At 61.7% G+C, this 18,138-nt stretch carries 14 protein-coding genes; 9 read left to right on the top strand and 5 right to left on the bottom strand.

Annotation, left to right across the window (positions count from 1 at the left end):
• The first annotated feature begins 1 nt into the window (after position 1).
• The 3 genes from QD357_RS06375 (at position 2) to QD357_RS06365 (ending at position 3,570) form a co-directional block, all read left to right on the top strand.
• The gene (locus QD357_RS06375) at positions 2–1,858 is read left to right on the top strand and encodes a DUF2264 domain-containing protein (RefSeq protein ID WP_107109777.1); all 1,857 of its coding nucleotides are present in this window, start codon (positions 2–4) and stop codon (positions 1,856–1,858) included.
• Positions 1,855–2,880: a hydroxyacid dehydrogenase gene (locus QD357_RS06370; RefSeq protein WP_107109778.1), complete on the top strand. Its 1,026-nt coding sequence runs from the start codon at positions 1,855–1,857 to the stop codon at positions 2,878–2,880. Before QD357_RS06375 ends, QD357_RS06370 begins: the two co-directional genes overlap by 4 nt.
• Before the next feature lie 102 nt (positions 2,881–2,982).
• On the top strand, positions 2,983–3,570 hold the full coding sequence (locus QD357_RS06365) for a hypothetical protein (protein WP_107109779.1): 588 nt from the start codon (positions 2,983–2,985) through the stop codon (positions 3,568–3,570).
• 21 nt (positions 3,571–3,591) lie between these two features.
• Here QD357_RS06365 and QD357_RS06360 read toward each other — a convergent pair whose 3' ends face one another.
• The 4 genes from QD357_RS06360 to QD357_RS06345 form a co-directional block, all read right to left on the bottom strand.
• A complete protein-coding gene (locus QD357_RS06360) occupies positions 3,592–4,854 on the bottom strand; it encodes a Gfo/Idh/MocA family protein (protein WP_107109780.1) in 1,263 nt (420 codons plus the stop codon).
• A 184-nt stretch (positions 4,855–5,038) separates the two neighbouring features.
• Positions 5,039–6,451: a mandelate racemase gene (locus QD357_RS06355; protein WP_107109781.1), complete on the bottom strand. Its 1,413-nt coding sequence runs from the start codon at positions 6,449–6,451 to the stop codon at positions 5,039–5,041.
• Positions 6,452–6,722: 271 nt separating this feature from the next.
• Complete coding sequence (locus tag QD357_RS06350) at positions 6,723–7,868, bottom strand: Gfo/Idh/MocA family protein (protein WP_107109782.1); 1,146 nt, start codon at positions 7,866–7,868, stop codon at positions 6,723–6,725.
• A 178-nt stretch (positions 7,869–8,046) separates the two neighbouring features.
• Positions 8,047–8,742 carry a TetR/AcrR family transcriptional regulator gene (locus QD357_RS06345; RefSeq protein WP_107109783.1) on the bottom strand — a complete coding sequence of 232 codons (696 nt, stop codon included), beginning with the start codon at positions 8,740–8,742 and terminating at the stop codon, positions 8,047–8,049.
• A 181-nt stretch (positions 8,743–8,923) separates the two neighbouring features.
• On the opposite strand from QD357_RS06345, the gene QD357_RS06340 reads away from it, so the two are divergent.
• The 6 genes from QD357_RS06340 (at position 8,924) to QD357_RS06315 (ending at position 15,359) form a co-directional block, all read left to right on the top strand.
• Positions 8,924–10,207 (top strand): ABC transporter substrate-binding protein, encoded by a 1,284-nt coding sequence (locus tag QD357_RS06340; protein ID WP_107109784.1) that lies wholly within the window; start codon positions 8,924–8,926, stop codon positions 10,205–10,207.
• A gap of 61 nt (positions 10,208–10,268) precedes the next feature.
• Positions 10,269–11,180, top strand: a complete 912-nt coding sequence (locus tag QD357_RS06335; protein WP_210318832.1) for a carbohydrate ABC transporter permease — start codon at positions 10,269–10,271, stop codon at positions 11,178–11,180.
• Positions 11,173–12,057 carry a carbohydrate ABC transporter permease gene (locus QD357_RS06330; protein WP_107109786.1) on the top strand — a complete coding sequence of 295 codons (885 nt, stop codon included), beginning with the start codon at positions 11,173–11,175 and terminating at the stop codon, positions 12,055–12,057. Before QD357_RS06335 ends, QD357_RS06330 begins: the two co-directional genes overlap by 8 nt.
• 74 nt (positions 12,058–12,131) lie before the next feature.
• Positions 12,132–13,157 (top strand): Gfo/Idh/MocA family protein, encoded by a 1,026-nt coding sequence (locus tag QD357_RS06325; protein WP_107109787.1) that lies wholly within the window; start codon positions 12,132–12,134, stop codon positions 13,155–13,157.
• Between the two features lie 7 nt (positions 13,158–13,164).
• A complete protein-coding gene (locus QD357_RS06320; protein ID WP_107109788.1) occupies positions 13,165–14,235 on the top strand; it encodes a Gfo/Idh/MocA family protein in 1,071 nt (356 codons plus the stop codon).
• Positions 14,236–14,279: 44 nt separating this feature from the next.
• Complete coding sequence (locus QD357_RS06315) at positions 14,280–15,359, top strand: ABC transporter ATP-binding protein (protein WP_107109948.1); 1,080 nt, start codon at positions 14,280–14,282, stop codon at positions 15,357–15,359.
• 301 nt (positions 15,360–15,660) lie between these two features.
• Here QD357_RS06315 and QD357_RS06310 read toward each other — a convergent pair whose 3' ends face one another.
• The gene (locus tag QD357_RS06310) at positions 15,661–18,132 is read right to left on the bottom strand and encodes a glycoside hydrolase family 2 protein (RefSeq protein ID WP_107109789.1); all 2,472 of its coding nucleotides are present in this window, start codon (positions 18,130–18,132) and stop codon (positions 15,661–15,663) included.
• Positions 18,133–18,138 lie beyond the last annotated feature (6 nt).

Genomic DNA, 18,138 nt, shown 5'->3' with positions numbered 1-18,138 from the left:
GATGACCTACGACCCCGCCAGCACCAACCCGCTCGCCGGCAATCCGCTGGAAAACCGCGCTGACATGCGCCGAGCGCTGATCGACCTGTTCTATCCGCTGCTTCCTTACTTCTCCAAGGGCAATGCCCGGGTCCGTATCGATGCTGCCGGCGCACATTTCGACCGCGCCGCCGCTGATCTCGAAGGTTTCGCCCGCCCGCTCTGGGGTCTCGCGCCATTCGGCGCCGGCGGTGGCGATTTTGCCCATTGGGGCCGCTATGCCGAAGGGATTGCCAATGGCGTCGATCCCCGCCATCCGGAATATTGGGGCACCGTCAACGGCCGCGACCAGCGCATGGTCGAACTCGCCGCTCTGGGTTTTGCGCTTGCCTTGGTGCCGGAAAAGATCTGGGAACCGCTCGATAGCAGAGCCCGCGGCAATCTCATCGCCTATCTCAAGCATGCCCGCACCTTCGACTATGCCGACAACAACTGGAAATTCTTTCGAGTCCTCGTGGATATCGCCCTCGACCGGCTCGGCGCCGAGTTCGACCGCAGCCTGACGGAGGATTACCTCAGGGAATTGGATGGCTTTTATATCGCCGACGGCTGGTATCGCGACGGCAATGTCAGGCGCGTCGATCACTACATCCCCTTCGCCATGCATTTCTACGGGCTGATCTATTCCAAACTCGTCGATGACGACCGCGCCAGGCGCTATCGCGAGCGTGCTATCCTGTTCGCCAAGGATTTCCGCCATTGGTTCGCGCCCGACGGCGCCACCGTGCCCTTCGGCCGCAGCCTGACCTATCGCTTCGCCTGCGCCGGCTTCTGGTCGGCATTGGCCTTCGCCGATGTCGAGGCCCTGCCCTGGGGCGAGATCAAGGGCCTTTGCCTGCGCCACCTGCGCTGGTGGGCTGATAAGCCGATCGCCAATCGCGACGGAACGCTGCCGATCGGCTATGGCTATCCCAATCTTCTGATGTCGGAAAACTACAATTCCGCCGGCTCCCCCTATTGGGCCTTCAAGGCTTTCCTGCCGCTGGCACTCCCCGAGACGCATCCCTTTTGGACAGCCGAGGAAAAGCCGCATGTCGCCGAGCCGGCAATCGTGCCGCTCAAGCACCCCGGCATGGTGATGATGCATGGCAAAGCCGATGTCGTGGCACTGTCTTCCGGCCAGGAAAACCTGCAGATGCGCTTCGGGTCGGAAAAATACGCCAAATTCGCCTATTCCGCCCGCTACGGCTTCAGCGTCGAAAGCGACGAGCGCGCCTTTGCCGGCGGCGCCTTCGACAACATGCTCGCCTTCAGTGACGATGGTATTCACTACCGCGTCCGCGAGACCAATCAGGAAGCGAAGCTCGCCGGCAACACACTTTACGCCAGGTGGTCGCCCTGGTCCGATGTCACCGTCGAAACCTGGCTGATCCCCGCCGCACCCTGGCATATCCGCCTGCACAAGATCATCACGCCGCGGCCGCTGCAGACTGCCGAAGGTGGTTTTGCCATTGCCCGGCGGGATTTCGAGGCCGATACGCTTTCTTCGCAGAAAGGCGCTGCCTATGCCGTCGGTGAGGCGGATTTCAGCGGCATTGTCGATCTCGGCTCGACAGCCCCGCGCGACGGGCTGGCGCAGAAAGCGCCACCCAACACCAATCTGATCGTTGCCAAGACGCTGGTGCCGCAACTGCGCGGGACAATTCCATCGGGCGAGACCATTCTCTTGTCCGCCGTCCTGGCCGAGCACGATCCCGCCGCCGTCTCCGGCGCCTGGACGAAGCCGCCGGCAAGACCCGACCTCGATACCTTGCGCGCGCTGATCGCCGAAAAGGGCGTCACCATCAGCGCCATCGACGTGCCGGGACGGCTGGCATGACCCAATCGGCCCCGGACCGCCCCGCCATTGCCTTCGCCATGCAGCCCACGCGGACGCAGCATGTGCTGACGTCCGAACTGATCCAACGGCTCGACGTGATCGGCCGCGTACTGGACGTCGCGCCAATGGAGCGCTTCGATGACGGAAGAGCCCGAAAGCTGCTTAGCGAGACGGAGATCCTGATCACCTCTTGGGGCTCACCGCATATCGATGCCGCCGTCTTGGCGCAGGCGCCGCATCTAAAGCTGGTGGCGCATGCGGCCGGCACCGTGAAAGGCCTGATCGAGGACAGCCTGTTCGCCAGGGGCATAGCAGTGAGCCATGCGGCGCAGGCCAATGCCTTGCCGGTCGCCGAGTTCACCCTCGCCGCCATCATCTTTGCCGGCAAGCAGGTCTTCCGCTTCCGTGACGTCTATGTCGCCGACCGTCATCGCGGTCGCACGCAACCGATGCAGAGTGAAGCGATCGGCAACTATCGCCGAACGGTCGGCATCATCGGCGCATCGCGTATCGGCCGGAGAGTGATCGAATTGCTCGCGCCGTTCGACTATAAGATCCTGCTTTACGATCCGATGGTGGATGAGACGGAAGCACAGCACCTCCGCGTCGAGAAGACCGAGCTCGACGTTCTGATGGCGCATGCCGACATCGTCTCGCTGCATGCTCCGTCGCTGCCGGCGACACGGCACATGATCGACGCCCGCCGCCTGTCACTGATGAAGGACGGCGCGACCTTCATCAACACGGCACGCGGCGCGCTGGTCGATGAAGCCGCCCTGCTCGCAGCGCTGAAAACCGGCCGCATCGACGCCATCATCGACGTCACCGATCCGGAAATCCCGGAGGCAAGTTCCGCCTTCTACGACCTGCCGAATGTCTTCCTGACACCGCACATTGCCGGTGCCGTCGGGCTGGAACGCACCCGCCTCGGCGAGATGGCGGTCGACGAAGTCAGCCGCTTCATCGAGGGCAGGCCATTGCTCTATGAAATCCGCCGCGACGACCTGGCACGCATGGCGTAAAGCCTCGGAATCATCACCAAATCGCCCCATTTCGGCACAGACGGAAAACCCGTTTTTAATCATTCTGGGCTAGCAATCTCTTCAGTGAAGAGGTTGTCAGTTATGCGTACCCGTATCGTCTCTATCGCCGCGTTGTTGTTGTTTGGAATTTTGGCGGGCTGCGCCACGGCTCCGTCCCATACCCGCAATGTCTGCGCGATCTTCGATCAGCGCGACGGCTGGTTCAACAACTGGCAGCGCGCCGCCGAACGTACGGAGCGGGAGTACGGCGTGCCGGTGCCGATCCTGATGGCGACGATCTATGCCGAATCCGGCTTCCAGCCACATGCCCGGCCGCCGCGCCGGAAACTGCTCGGCTTCATTCCCTGGACGCGGCCTTCCAGCGCCTATGGCTATTCCCAGGCCCTCGACGGCGCCTGGGATCACTATCAGCGCGACACGGGCCGCTGGGGCGCAAGCCGCACCAACTTCGCCGACGCGATCGAATTCATCGGCTGGTATCACGCCCAGAGCCATGTGCGAAATGGCATCCCGCTGAACGATCCCTATAATCTTTACCTGGCTTACTATGTCGGCTGGAAGGGCTATCAGCAGGGAGCCTGGCGCGGCAATGGCGAACTGCAGCGCACGGCACAGAAGGTCGCCAGCATGTCGGCGCTCTATGCCTCGCAGTTGCGCAATTGCAATTGAGCCGCCGCCCGAGATATGCCGCTAAGGACGAGCCTCGAGCAGGTTAAGGCCATCATCCTGACCCCAGATATCGGTGATCGATACCTGCTGGCCGGTCCGGCTGCTTTCCAGTGCCGCAATGCCGCAGAGAACCGAGAGTGCGCCCGCGCGTGAGCCCGCGCGCTGTCTCAGCTCGTCGTTCGGCCCCGACCGCAACAGCATATTGCGCAGCCGGTCGTCGCCGCCATAGTGGCCGCCCGGGGAATAGGGCACCCAGATGCGCTCGACATCGCCGAAATTCTTCATGACGACGATCTCGTCGGCCGGCGGCGTCGTCCAATGCTGCTTTTCGTATTGCCGCAACTCGATACGCCCCTTGTGGCCGTTGAAGGCGATATGGTGACCCTCGATCGGCATGTAGGTGTTCAGCGAATAGGAGACGTTGACGCCGTTGCGATAGCGGATCGAGGCGACCATCGTGTCGGGAATGTCGATGTCCTCGCGGAAGACGCAGGCATCGCGGACATAGCCATCGACCGTCGAGGGCTCTTCATAGAGGCTTTCAAGCAGCGGCGTGGCGCTGATATCGAGATAATAATCGCATTCGTCCTTATACCGACAGGTGCGACAGCGCTCGCCGCGGAAAGGGCCTTTGCGGCCGTAATGCTTGAGATCGGCAAAGGCCGACACCGTTTCCGGATCGGAATCGAGATACCAGTTCAGAAGGTCGAAATGATGCGTCGCCTTGTGGACGAAAAGGCTGCCGGAATTTTCGACAAAGGCGTGCCAACGCCGGAAGTAGTCGGCGCCGTGACTGGTATCGAGATACCAATGAAAATCGACCGAAGTCACGTCGCCGATGACGCCGGAATTGATGAGCTCCTTGATCTTCGCCGCTGTCGGCGCGAAGCGATAGTTGAAGGAGACGTCGACCCGCTTGCCGGTGCGTGCCTCGGCATTGAGAATGCGCTTGATCTTGCCGACCGTCGTCGTCATCGGCTTTTCGCTGATGACATTGGCGCCGGATTCCAGCGCCTTGACGATCTGATCGTCATGGGTGGAATCGCGCGTGCAAACGATGACGAGGTCCGGCTTCTCGACCCGCAATAGCTCATCGAAATCGGTATAGACGGGCACGGAGGCGCCGATATAGTCCAGGGCGCGCCTGGCCCGCATCGCGTTGAGATCGCAGACAGCGACCAGCTCGACCTCATTGCTCCAGCGCTCGACCAGATCCCTGCCCCACATGGTGGCACCGCGATTGCCCGTGCCGACCAGGGCATAGCGTTTCTTCGATAACGACATGTTTCTCCTCCAGAGTCTGGTTTCTCCTTCTCCCCACTGGGGAGAAGGTCGCGCGGAACGCGCGGGTTGAGGGGGCGTTGCACCGTAAGACTGCCTTTTCGCGTGCGCTTCAGACGGTCGGCGCTTCGCACCGAGCCCCCTCATCCGCCCTATCGGGCACCTTCTCCCCAAGGGGAGAAGGAATTTACGTCTCCATCGCGCTCCAGTCCGGCTCGACGGACGAACCGAGGCCGACCGCGCTGACGACTGAACCGATGGCGATCTTCCCACCCTCGATCTTCAGCCGTGTCCGCCCGTCGCGAACGGCGTAGAGATCGGAATGAGCCCGCGCGAAGGCAGCCTGCTCTGCGTCCGGCGCGCCGGCCATGCCGTCGACATAGTGATGGCCGTTGCGCTCGATATGCGTCATGCCGATGAGCGAGGCCAGTGCCAGATCCTGTTGCACGGCGAGGCCGCCTTGTGTCGTCAAGTCCTCCGCCGACATGAAATAGGGCGTACCATCCTCGGCGCTCCATTTGGCGACGCGCGCCCGGTTCAGCAGTGAACGATAGAAGCCCTTGCAGGATTTAGAGGAGATGCCGGTATAGCCAAGCCGTCTGGCTGTGACGAAAGCGTTGATATCGGCGTCGGACTCATCGATCTCCACCGGCTTGAAGGCCGCGAGCGCTCCCACCGGCTTCTCGAAGGCATGTGCGCGGGCGATCGGCTGCTCGACAAACAGGATCGAAGCCGCAAAACGGGCCAGCCGCGGCTCGGCCTGGATGCGGGCCAGCAGATCGGCGACCGCCTCGGCGGAGTTGAACTGCTCGTTGCCGTCGAGCGTCACCGAATAGGCCGACATCTTGGCATCGATGACATCGGCAATTCGGCAGAGACGATCGATATCGGCATCCGGAACGCCCGATACCTTCACCTTGAAGAAGGTCAGGCCATAGGCGTCGATCGCCTCTTCGAAACTTTCGGGCAGGCCGTCGTTCAGGCGGTCGGCGGCCAGGATATCGCCCGCCCTGATAGCATCGACCAGGCCGACCGTGTGCCGCGCCGCAAGGCTTTCGGCCGGCGTCAGGCTCGACAGGAAATTAGGCAAATCGAAGCCTGCGAGATCGGGCGCCGTCGACGCATCGATGCCCGGCCGATTGGCCTGGATCGCCCGTGCGACCGTCAGACCTTCCATCCGGCAAAGCGCGTCGAGAACCGCCCGGTTGGCAAGCGCCAGGCCGAAAGACGCGACAAGGCCATTCAGCCTCTCGGCCGCGGCCCGCGCGTGATGCGCCGCTTCGACGGCGGCATGCAGCGAAAAAGCGGTTCCCAATCCCGCACCTTTTAGGGCGTCCAGCGCCAGTGCCAGCGAGCGGCGAAGCTGGTTTTCATTGTCGGCATTGGAAAGCTCGGGCGATTTGTCGAACCATTTCGGCACCATCAGCTCGGCGGCCATGCCGCTCGCCGAGCCACCCCGGGCGTCTTCGATGCGGACACGCAGAAAAATCTGCCGCGCCTCCCGCAGCGTCGCCGCACCGAAGCGGAAAGGAAGCCGCAATGTCACCGGCCGCTCAAAAGTCTCGGCCTCGACAACTCTGATTTTCAATGGGTCGGTCATGGTTTCAGTTGGCTCCGGTAATCGTCAGGCGGGTCTGCCCATGCTGCTTCTGCGTGCCTGACCCCTCACCCCAGCCCTCTCCCCGCTGGCGGGGAGAGGGAGCTCTATCCTGCCAAAAGCAATCTTCCACGAAAGATGCGGGCCGTTGCTTTGCGCGGTCGTTCCCTCTCCCCGCACAAGCGGGGAGAGGGCTAGGGTGAGGGGCCAGGCACAGGGATACGGCATCGAAGAACTGTCCTGACCATCCTAATGACCAAGCAACCACCATCCCTCAAATCTCCAGCGGCTCGACATCCAGCCAGCGGCGCTCGGCCCAGCTCTTCAGGCCGAGGGAAGCGAGCTGGACGCCCTTGGCACCCTCCGTCAGCGTGTAGCGCCAGGGCGCATCTTCGAGCACATGGCGCAGGAACATTTCCCACTGGATCTTGAAGCCGTTGTCGTAGACCTGATTGTCCGGCACCTCGTCCCAGGTGTCGTAAAAGTCGATCGTCTGCGGCTGGTCGGGATTCCAGACCGGTTTCGGCGTGTTGACCCGATGCTGCGTCCAGCAACGGGTGAGCCCCGCCACCGCCGAGCCATGCGTGCCGTCAACCTGGAAGGTGACGAGATCGTCGCGGCGGACACGCACGGCCCAGGAGGAATTGATATGGGCGACGATGCCGCCCTCCATCTCGAAGGTGGCATAAGCTGCGTCGTCGGCATCGGCGACATAGCGTCGGCCGGCTTCGTCCACGCGTTCGGGAATATGGGTGGCGCCGAGGCAACTGATCGCCTTTACCGGCCCGAAAAGATTGTCGAGCACATAGCGCCAGTGGCAGAGCATATCGAGGATGATGCCGCCACCATCTTTTTTGCGGTAATTCCAGGATGGCCGCTGCGCCGTCTGCCAGTCGCCTTCGAACACCCAATAGCCGAATTCGCCACGCACGGAGAGGATCTTGCCGAAGAAACCGCTGTCGCGCAGCATGGCGATCTTGCGAAGGCCCGGCAGAAACAGCTTGTCCTGCACGACGCCGTTCTTCAGGCCCGATGCCTTGGCCTTGCGGGCCAGCTCTATCGCCGTGTCGAGGTCGTCGGAGATCGGCTTTTCGCAATAGACATGCTTGCCTGCATCGAGCGCCTTCGAAATCAGCTCGGCGCGCATCTGCGTCGTCGCCGCGTCGAAGAAGATCGTATCGTTTGGGTCGGCGAGCGCACCATCGAGATCGGTGGTCCAGCGCTCGATGCGGTATTTGCGGGCGAGTTCTTCCAGCCGCGCCGCATTGCGGCCGACGAGGACCGGATCGGGCATGACACGTTCGCCATTCGACAGCAGCACGCCGCCTTCGGCGCGAAGCGCCACGATCGAGCGGATGAGATGCTGGTTCAGCCCCATGCGTCCGGTGACGCCGTGCATGATGATACCGACGCGCTTCATGATCCCTCCTTGATATTTTGACCCGACCCCCTCCAGAGTCAGGAATAGCAAAGGTTTGGCCGGCCAGCCAATGTAACTATATAGTTACACGATCGCGCGATATCTCCGGACTTGTCAATCGCCCTTTCGAAAATTTCTCGTGATCGCTGGAGCCACCGCATGCCCAAAGCGGAACGCATTAAGCCCTGATCGAGGCCAAGGTCACCGAAACGATGTGCTCGCCCCAGGCTTTCAGCGCTTCCGGTGCGGTCAGCTTGCGGGCAAAAATCGTCGATAGCGTATGGCGATTGGACAGGTAGAAGAAACCGAGCGCCGCAATGGTGAGGTAAACCGACACCGGGTCGATGGCCGGCCGGAAAATACCGGCTGCTTCACCTCGTCGCAGCACGTCGGCCAGCTCGCCGATGAAGTGCGAATGCATCGCCGAAATCTTGTCGGAACGCTTCAGATAACGCGCTTCATGCAGGTTTTCGGTGACGAGCAGGCTCAAAAATTCCGGATGTTCGAGGAAGTGATGCCAGGTGAAGAGCGCCAGTTCGCGCATCCCTTCCTCGGGATCACGGCGGGCGAGGTCGAGATTTTTCTCCGCATTGCGGATCGCCGCATAGGTCGCCTCCAGCACGGCGACATAGAGTCCCTCCTTGTCGCCGAAATAGTGATAGAGCATGCGCTTGTTGGTCTGCGCCCTCGCCGCGATCGCATCCACCCTGGCACCGCCGAAGCCGTGCGCGGCGAATTCCTCCGTCGCCGCTTCCAGGATCATGGCATGGGTGCGCTGCGGATTGCGCGGCACCTTCTTCGGCCTCGTTTCCGCCTTGCCGTAAACGCCCGCTTTCGCTGATTTTTCAGTTCCTTGGGTTGTCCTGGCCACCATGGACATTCCTCCTCCCCGATCTATCTCTTTCGCAACGGATGCCCCCAGCCCCAGCACGGGTCGCTTGATTGTGACACGATTGGCGCTTGACAGCGGTCGCGTTTCTATCCAACTTGTAACCAAATAGTTATATCATGCAAAGCAGTTCGTAAATCACCGGTTAACTGGGGAGGAGACCAGGATGACGTTGACGATCGATCGCCGGCAGTTGCTTGCTGGCATGGCAGCCACGCTAGCTTTCAGCAGTATCGGACTTTCGCGCGCCAATGCGGCAACCGCGATGCGCCTTCTTTGGTGGGGATCGAAGGAGCGAAGCGACCGTACGTTTGCAGCGGTAAAGGCCTATCAAGCCAAGAACCCGGATGTCACAATCGCCGGCGAATCCTTCGGCTGGGATAGCTACTGGACGCGTCTGGCCACGCAGACCGGCGGCGGCAACGCGCCGGACCTCATTCAGATGGATTATCGCTACATCTTCGAATATGCCCGTCGCGGCGCGCTGCTCGACATGACGCCCTATCTCGACAAGAGCCTGGCGATCGAGGATTTCGGGGCTCCCAATATCAATTCCGGCAAGGTCGATGGCAAGATTTACGGCGTCAATCTCGGGGTCAATTCCTCCATGGTCGTCGTCAATGTGGCAGCCTGGCAGGAAGCCGGCATTGAGCCGCCGCATGACGGCATGACCTGGGAGCAGCTCGGCGAGGCCTGCGCCAAGGTCACCGCCGCCAAGAAACGCCGCGGCTTCTACGGCACCGCAGATCAGAGCGGCGGCGAGCCTGACTTCGAGTGCTGGCTGCGCCAGCGCGGCAAGGCGCTCTATACGAGCGACGGCAAGCTCGGCTTCGAAGCCAAGGATGCCGCCGAATGGTTTTCCTTCTGGGGCCACCTGCGCGAAATCGGCGCCTGCGTGCCGGCCGATGTGCAGGCTCTCTACAAGCAGACCATCGAGACCGACATGCTGGTGACCAAGAAGGCGGCCGTCAGCTACGCCTTTTCCAACCAGTTCGTCGCCATTCAGGGCCTCGTCAAGGAAAAGATCGACCTGGTCTCGTATCCCAGCAACCCGGGTAGCAAGCCCGGCCAGTATCTGAAACCCTCGATGCTGATGTCGGTTTCGGCAACCTCGGCAAACAAGGACGCCGCCGTCGCCTTCGTCAATTATCTCGTGGAGGATCCGGAAGGCGCAAAGATACTCGGCGTAGAGCGCGGCGTTCCCGCCTCGCCGAAGATCCGCGATCTGCTGACGCCGGATCTCGATGCCACGAGCAAACAGGTCGTCGATTATATCGGCCGGTTGACGCCGAATGTCGGAGCTCTACCGCCGTCTCCACCGAACGGCGCCGGCGAGAATGCATTCATGCTGAAGACGATCGCCGAGGAAGTGGCTTTCGGCAAAACCAGCGCGCAGGACGCTGGCACGAAGTTCACCGAACAGGCAGCAGCAAACATTACGCGAGGCTGATACCGTGGGTACAAACAGCAAGAGCGTTGCCGGCGGCTTAGCCGTCGGCGAGCGCGCGCCGTTGCGCGTGGAAACCTCCTACAAGGCGCCGAGCGCATTCGCGCGCAACGCACCCGGCTATCTCTTCCTTCTGCCGTGGTTCATCGGCTTCTTCGGACTGACCCTCGGGCCAGCGATTGCCTCGCTCTATCTCTCCTTCACCGACTACAATCTGCTGCAGTCTCCGAACCTCGTCGGCATCAACAATTATGTGCGGATCGCGACGGCAGACGACAAATTCCTGTCATCGATGAAGGTGACGCTGTTCTACGTCGTCTGTTCCGTACCGCTGAAGCTGGCATTCGCACTTCTGGTGGCGCTGCTGCTGAACCGCGGTATCAAGGGCCTGCCGGTCTATCGCGCCATCTTCTATCTGCCGTCGCTGCTCGGCTCCAGCGTTGCGATTGCGGTGCTGTGGCGGCAGATCTTCGATGCCGACGGCATCGTCAACACCCTGCTCTGGTACTCCTTCGGTATCAACGGACCGAGCTGGATCTCCAATCCGGACTATTCGCTCTATACCCTCATCATCCTGGCGATTTGGCAGTTCGGTTCGCCGATGATCATCTTTCTCGCCGGCCTTCGGCAGATCCCGACCGATCTCTATGAGGCGGCCAGCTTGGACGGTGCATCGAAGGCGCGGATTTTCTTCAAGATCACCCTGCCGCTCTTAACGCCGGTGATCTTCTTCAACGCCGTGGTGCAGACCATCGATGCCTTCAAGGCCTTCACGCCGGCCTATGTCATCTCATCCGGCACCGGCGGCCCGATCGATTCCACGCTGTTCTACACGCTCTACCTCTACCAGGAGGCCTTCGGCTATTTCCGCATGGGCTATGCCGCGGCCCTCGCCTGGATCCTGGTGATCATCATCGCGATCTTCACCGCCTTCTCCTTCCTCTCAGCTCGTTATTGGGTCCACTACGATGACTGACGCGAAGCTCACCCATTTTGCCGAAGATCTGAACCCGCCGCGCGAACGCCCGTGGTTCCTGTCCGTCCTCATCCATGTCGCTTTGGTCGCCGCGTCGATCGTGATGCTCTACCCGCTGCTCTGGATGCTTTCCGGTTCGGTAAAGGATCAGAACGAGATCTTCGGCACCGCCTCGCTGATCCCGTCGCAGTTCGACTTCAGCTCCTATGCCCGCGGCTGGTTCGGCGGACAGGTCACCTTCGGCTCCTTCGTGTGGAATTCCGTCATCATCGCCGTCCTTTCCGTGATGGGCAATGTCATCTCCTGCTCGCTGGCGGCCTATGCCTTCGCCCGGCTGAATTTCTGGGGCAAGAATTTCTGGTTCGCGCTGATGCTCGGCACGCTGATGCTGCCCTATCATGTGACGCTGATCCCGCAATATATCCTGTTCCTGAAGCTCGGCTGGGTGAAGACCATGCTGCCGCTGGTCGTCCCGAAATTCCTGGCGGTCGATGCCTTCTTCATCTTCCTGATGGTGCAGTTCTTCCGTGGCATTCCGCGCGAACTGGACGAGGCCGCGATGATGGACGGCTGCAGCCCGTGGCGCATCTATTGGCGGATCATGCTGCCGCTGTCGCTGCCGGTGTTGGCGACCGCTGCCATCTTCTCCTTCATCTGGACCTGGGACGATTTCTTCGGCCCGCTGATCTATCTCTCCGACATCAACACCTACACGGTGCAGCTTGGCCTGCGCTCCTTCGTGGACTCGACCGGTAGCTCCGATTGGAGCAGCCTGTTTGCCATGTCGAGCATCTCGCTGATCCCCGTCTTCCTGATCTTCCTGTTCTTCCAGAGGCTGCTGATCGACGGCATCGCCACGGCCGGCCTCAAACGCTGATTATGAATCCTGCGGTCCCGAATACCCAAGGTTTGGGACCGTAACCAAAGAAACTCACTGAAAGGAAATGTCGCATGAGCGCGCTGCGCTTTGCCGCCATCGGCCTCAATCACGATCACATCTACGGCCAGGTCAACGTCATGCTGCGGGCTGGCGCCGAGCTCGTTGCCTTCCACGCCGTAGAAGACGACCTCGCCGCCGTCTTCGCCGGGCGTTTCCCGCAGGCAAAACGTGTCGCTGACAAACGCGAAATCCTGGAGGACCGCTCGATCGGCCTGATCGTCAGCGCCGCAATCTCCGACGAGCGGTCGAACCTCGCCATCGAGGCCATGCGGCATGGCAAGGACGTGATGCTGGATAAGCCCGGCATGGTGACGCTGGATCAACTCGCGGAAGTGCGCAGGGTACAGGCGGAAACCAAACGCATCGTCTCCATCCTCTATTCCGAACATTTTGAGACGGCATCGACCGTTAGAGCCGGGGAGCTGGTCAAAGCCGGCGCCATCGGTAAGGTCATCCACACGACGGGGCTCGGCCCACATCGGCTGCGCAAACCGACCCGGCCGGATTGGTTCTTCGACCGCAAGCGCTACGGCGGCATCATCACCGACATCGCCTCGCATCAATGCGAGCAGTTCCTGTTCTTCGCGGACTCGCTGGAAGCCGAGGTACTGTCAGCGACGGTTTCCAACCGCGCCAATCCGGAAACGCCCGGGTTACAGGATTACGGCGATTTTCACCTGCGCACGCCTGACGTCACCGGCTATGTCCGCGTCGACTGGTTCACGCCCGATGGCCTTTCCACCTGGGGCGACGGTCGCCTCTTCATCGTCGGCACCGAAGGCACGATCGAGCTGCGCAAATATATCGACGTTGCCGGCCGTCCCGGCACCGATCATCTCTTCCTCACGGACCGCAAGGGCATGCAGCATATCGATTGCACCGAAGTCGAGCTGCCTTACGGCCGGCAACTGGCCGCCGATATCCGGGACCGCACCGAAACCGCGATGGGACAGGACCATTGCTTCAAGGCCATGGAGCTGGCGCTGAAGGCGCAGGCTCTGGCCGAAGCGACATCGCTCAACAGCATTCAGAGGTAATCTCGACATGTCCGACGTAAAAAAAGTCGCGATCATAGGCCTCGGCATCGGCCGCTCCCATATCGTCGAAGGCTACCTGCCGCATCCGGATCGCTTCGAAGTCGCCGCTCTCTGCGATCTCAACGAGGAACGCCTGAACGCCGTGGGTGACGAATTCGGCATCGGCAGACGCCTCAAGGATTTCGTCGAGATCCTCAACATGCCCGATATCGACATCATCGATATCTGCACGCCGCCGGGCTCGCATTTCCAGCTCATCATACAGGCGCTTGCCGCCGGCAAGCATGTGGTCTGCGAAAAGCCCCTCGTCGGCTCGCTCGCCGATGTCGATGCCGTCATCGCCGCCGAGAAGACGGCCAAGGGCCGGCTGATGCCGATCTTCCAGTATCGCTATGGCGACGGCATCCAGAAGGCCAAGCGCATCATCGAGGCCGGCATCGCCGGCAAGCCCTATGTCGCCACATCGGAAACGCATTGGGTCCGTGGCGCCGACTATTATGCAGTCCCCTGGCGCGGCAAGTGGGATACGGAACTCGGCGGCGTGCTGATGACGCACTCCATCCATCTGCACGACATGCTCACCTATCTCATGGGACCGATCGCCGGCCTCTTCGGCCGCGTCGCCACCCGCGTCAACGATATCGAAGTGGAAGATTGCGCCAGCGCCAGCCTGCTGATGGAAAACGGCGCACTTGCCACCATCAGCGCCACGCTTGGTTCACAGGAACAGATCAGCCGCCTGCGCCTCGCCTTCGAAAACGTCTTGATCGAAAGCAACCACGAGCCCTACAGCCCCGGCCAGGACCCTTGGAAGATCGTCCCCGCCAATGACGAGATCGGCGCAAAGATCGATGCGCTGCTCGCCGATTGGTCGCCAATTCCGAACCGCTTCAACACGCAGATGAAGCTGTTCCACGAAGCACTGGTATCGGGCGGACCGCTGCCGGTGACGACAACCGATGCCCGCCAGGCGCTGGAGCTGGTCACCGCATTCTATGAATCATCGGAAACGCGCACCGAAGTCCGCTTTCCAGTCGGCCCCGAAAGCACGAAATACAAGAGCTGGAGGCCCGCATGACGACAGCCGTGCGAGCCATCAGGACGAACAAGGAGGAAGCGCCCATGGCGACAAGCGTCTCGCTGCAGAAGGTTATCAAGCGCTATGGCGAGCTTGAGGTCGTCCACGGCATCGACCTGGAAATCGAACCCGGTGAATTCGCCGTCTTCGTCGGTCCATCCGGCTGCGGCAAGTCCACGCTGCTGCGCATGATCGCCGGCCTGGAACCGATTTCCGGCGGCGCGCTCTATCTCGACGGCAGCCGCATGAACGATGTCCCGGCCTCCAAGCGCGGCATCGCCATGGTGTTCCAGTCCTATGCGCTTTATCCGCACATGTCGGTCTACAAGAACCTCGCCTTCGGCCTGGAAACGGCGGGCATGAAGAAACAGGAGATCCAGCCGCGCGTCGAAAAAGCGGCCGAGATCCTGCAGATCAAGCAGCTCCTGCAGCGCAAGCCGAAGCAGCTCTCCGGCGGCCAGCGACAGCGCGTCGCCATCGGCCGCGCCATCGTGCGTGAACCGAAGATCTTCCTCTTCGACGAACCGCTCTCCAATCTCGACGCCGAACTGCGCGTGCAGATGCGCGTCGAGATCGCTCGCCTGCATCAGCGGCTCGGCAATACCATGATCTACGTCACCCACGACCAGACGGAGGCCATGACCATGGCCGACAAGATCGTGGTGCTGAATGGCGGCAATATCGAACAGGTCGGGGCGCCCCTCGATCTCTACAACAAGCCCCGGAACAAATTCGTCGCCGGCTTCATCGGCTCGCCCAAGATGAACTTCCTGGACGCAAAGATCGTCGCCTCCGACGACGGCTCCGCCGTCATCGACCTCGCCGGCCAGACGGTGCGCCTGCCGCGCCGGCTCGGCGGTCTCCAGCCCGGCCAACCCGTCACCCTCGGCGCCCGCCCGGAACATCTGAACGTCGGCGACCGCGGCCTGGCGCTGGGCAGCGCCCGCGTCGATCTGGTCGAACATCTCGGCGGCCAGACGATCCTCTACGTCACGCTGCATGGCGGCCAGGCACTGACGGTCGCGCTGGAAGATCAGCAGGCCATTCGCGCCGGAGAAACAGTCAGCATCCACATCGATCCCGAGCGCTGCCATCTGTTCGGGCCGGATGGGGTGACGTTGTAGGAGGAGCCAGCGCAGGACCTATCTCGCCCCTGGCGGGCGAGAAAGCAATTTCACTGGTTTAGGAATTGCGACACCGCAAGCTCCGCATATCCAAAAGTCACGCGCAATTTCTAAGCCATTGAAATTGCAAGAGAGGGGGCCACGTCTTGCACCGATAGTTTTCGAGATCGGTGCGTCCCTTCCTACCCCCGCTCTTGTAAAAACTAAGAATTAGACGAGGGACGAGCCCTCGCCTAATTCTAAGTTTTTACTTTCTCGCCCGCCAAGGGCGAGATAGGCCGCTGCGCTTGCCGCGCCTCAATCACACTTCGACTATCCCCCGGCCACCCAAAGTCCTGATCTGACCTGTGGGAACAGTCTCTACCGAAGTTCCAGCCCTCGTATAAAGCCTCAACCGCCGGGTCCCACCGGGAGCGAGGTGGAACCAGTCGTCCTCCGCCCGATAGGCTTCGAAATCGATCTGTACCGATTGTGCCAACCGGTCGCTGCGCAGATCAAGGAACCAGTGATCGTCCTGCTGCACGACGGAAGCTGTGATTTCGGCCTCGTGAAAGGCTTTTGTCCTGCCCAGGGGGAAGTAGAAGGCTTCAGTAATCAGCGCCCCTGTCTCGCGCGCTGTAAGCCGCGCCACCGTCACATCATGTGACGGCGGGCCGAAACGGAAGGCATAGGTCGTGTCGAAGAAGGCGCCGAAGAGATCGGTGCAGGCGATCTTGTGCTTGCCGCGGGCTTCGACCGACAATTCCCGCTTCCCGCTGACCACGGTCTGGCGGCCGTCGCGCAGGCAGACCGCGTCTAGATCGAGGTCGAGGGCAACATCGCCCTCGTTGATGACATGCACATCGAGGCCATTGGTGCCTTCGTCGGTGAGCAATACTTGCACCGGCCGAAAGGCGCGGCGGAGCGCATACCATATGGGCTTCGGCTCACCGGTGGAGTCAATCACGCCCCAGCCGGGGCCGGGCAACAGATCCTGTAGCGTCCAGACAAGGGCACCGTTGCAGCCGGAGCCCTGCCGCCGCCATTCGGCATAGGTTTCTTCCGCGACTTCGCCGGTAACGGCGCGAGACAGATCAAGATAGAGATCCGGATCTTCGCGCCGCAGGCGGCTTGGTTCGAAGCCGTAGAGTTCGCTGACATAATGATCGCGCACATCCTCGAAATCCCAGGAAGCACCGCGATCGCGCGGCACCCGCTCTTTCCATAGCGGGCTATGGACTGCCGGCACTGGCAAATGCCGCGCCAAGGTCCGGGCCTGCGGCACATGCGCGAAAGCCAGACTTTCCGCCGCGAAGCGAACGTCGGCGCGGCGCGCATCGCCAAGCGGCCGCATATAGGCGCCGACGCCATAGTAATGCGTCACCCCCGCATTCGAGGAAAACGGCATGGCGCCGCCCGAGGGGGAATTGACGACATAGGGAACATCGGGCCGCAGCGACTTTACGATGGCCGGAATGATTTCCTCCACGATCGGGCTCGCCCAGAAGCGTTCCGGCAAGCCCATCATTGCCGCCTGCTGGTGGATCTCGCTACCGCCGCAAAGCACAGCGAGCGAGGGCGACAGGCGCGTACTCGAAAGAAGCTGCGCCGCCTCCGCCTCGACATGGGCATTGAAGGCCTTGTCGTTCTTCAGATAGTCGAAATTGGCGAACATGAAATCCTGCCAAACCAGCAAGCCGAGTTCGTCGCAGAGCCGGAAGAATTCCGGGGTCTCATAGGCCATGGTGCCGCCGATGCGGACCATGTTCATGCCCGCCTCCGCCGCCAGCCGCAGCCAGGGCTCGTAATCTTCACGGCCGCCAGGCAAGCGGGCAATATCCGCCGTCGTCCAGACGGCGCCACGGCAGAAGATGCGCTCGCCATTGACAACAAGCGCGAAATCCTGACCGTCCGCGCTGCGATCGACCGCAAGCCGGCGGAAGCCAGTACGCCCGAGCGGGTGCTCGACACCATCGACGATCAGCGCGACGTCATGGAGATAGGGCGTTCCGTGGGTGTGCGGCCACCACGGCGTCACACCAGGGATTTTCAGGATCGCCGTGTAGCGACCGCCATTGTCCTTCTCAAAGGCCTGTTCGACGCCACCACAGCGAAGCACGATCTCACCGACCTGTCCCTCAACAATGAGCGAGGCATAAAGCCGGCCCTCGTCATCCTCCAGCAGATCCGGACGTAGCGAAAGATCGCGAATGATCGGGCTATGCGGGCGAAACAGTGAAATCGGCCGCCAGGGGCCAACCGCATGGATTTCCGGGCACCAGCCGGGCATGTGGCCGAGCAGTGTCGTCCGTACCAGGCGCAGCCCCTGCGGCGTGATCATCTGCGGCCGCCACCGGGCTCTGGGGCCGGGTTCGGCAAGCCGTGGCTCCAGGGCACGAAAACACAGTGCCAGTTCGTCGCCGCCCAGCAGATGGACGGCGAGTTCGTGCGACTCGAACATGCTCTCGGAAACGAGGATTTTTGTGCCGTTCAGAAAGACGTCGCAGAGCATCGCCAATCCTCCGAGCCGCAGAACCGCATTGCCGGGGTCGGCGTCAACCAATCTGCAAAGATACCAGGCGTCCTTGTCGTTCAGCGGATGGGGATGCTCACGATTGAAAAGCCCGGCCTTTTCCAGCGCCCCGGCCACCGTGCCTGGCACCGACGCGGGGATGAACCCGGCCGAAAGCGGCACGTCCGAAGGCGAAGCGCAGGCGCCCGCATCCGTCAGAACCAGGTTCCACCCTTCGCTCAGCAGCGTCTCGCCGCCAATATCAGCCAAACGCCCGTGCATTGCATT

The organism is Rhizobium sp. BR 317, assembly GCF_047445835.1.
Lineage (GTDB): Bacteria > Pseudomonadota > Alphaproteobacteria > Rhizobiales > Rhizobiaceae > Rhizobium > Rhizobium paranaense.
Note: the sequence above shows the minus strand (reverse complement) of the source record. Positions and strands in the feature narration are given on the sequence as shown.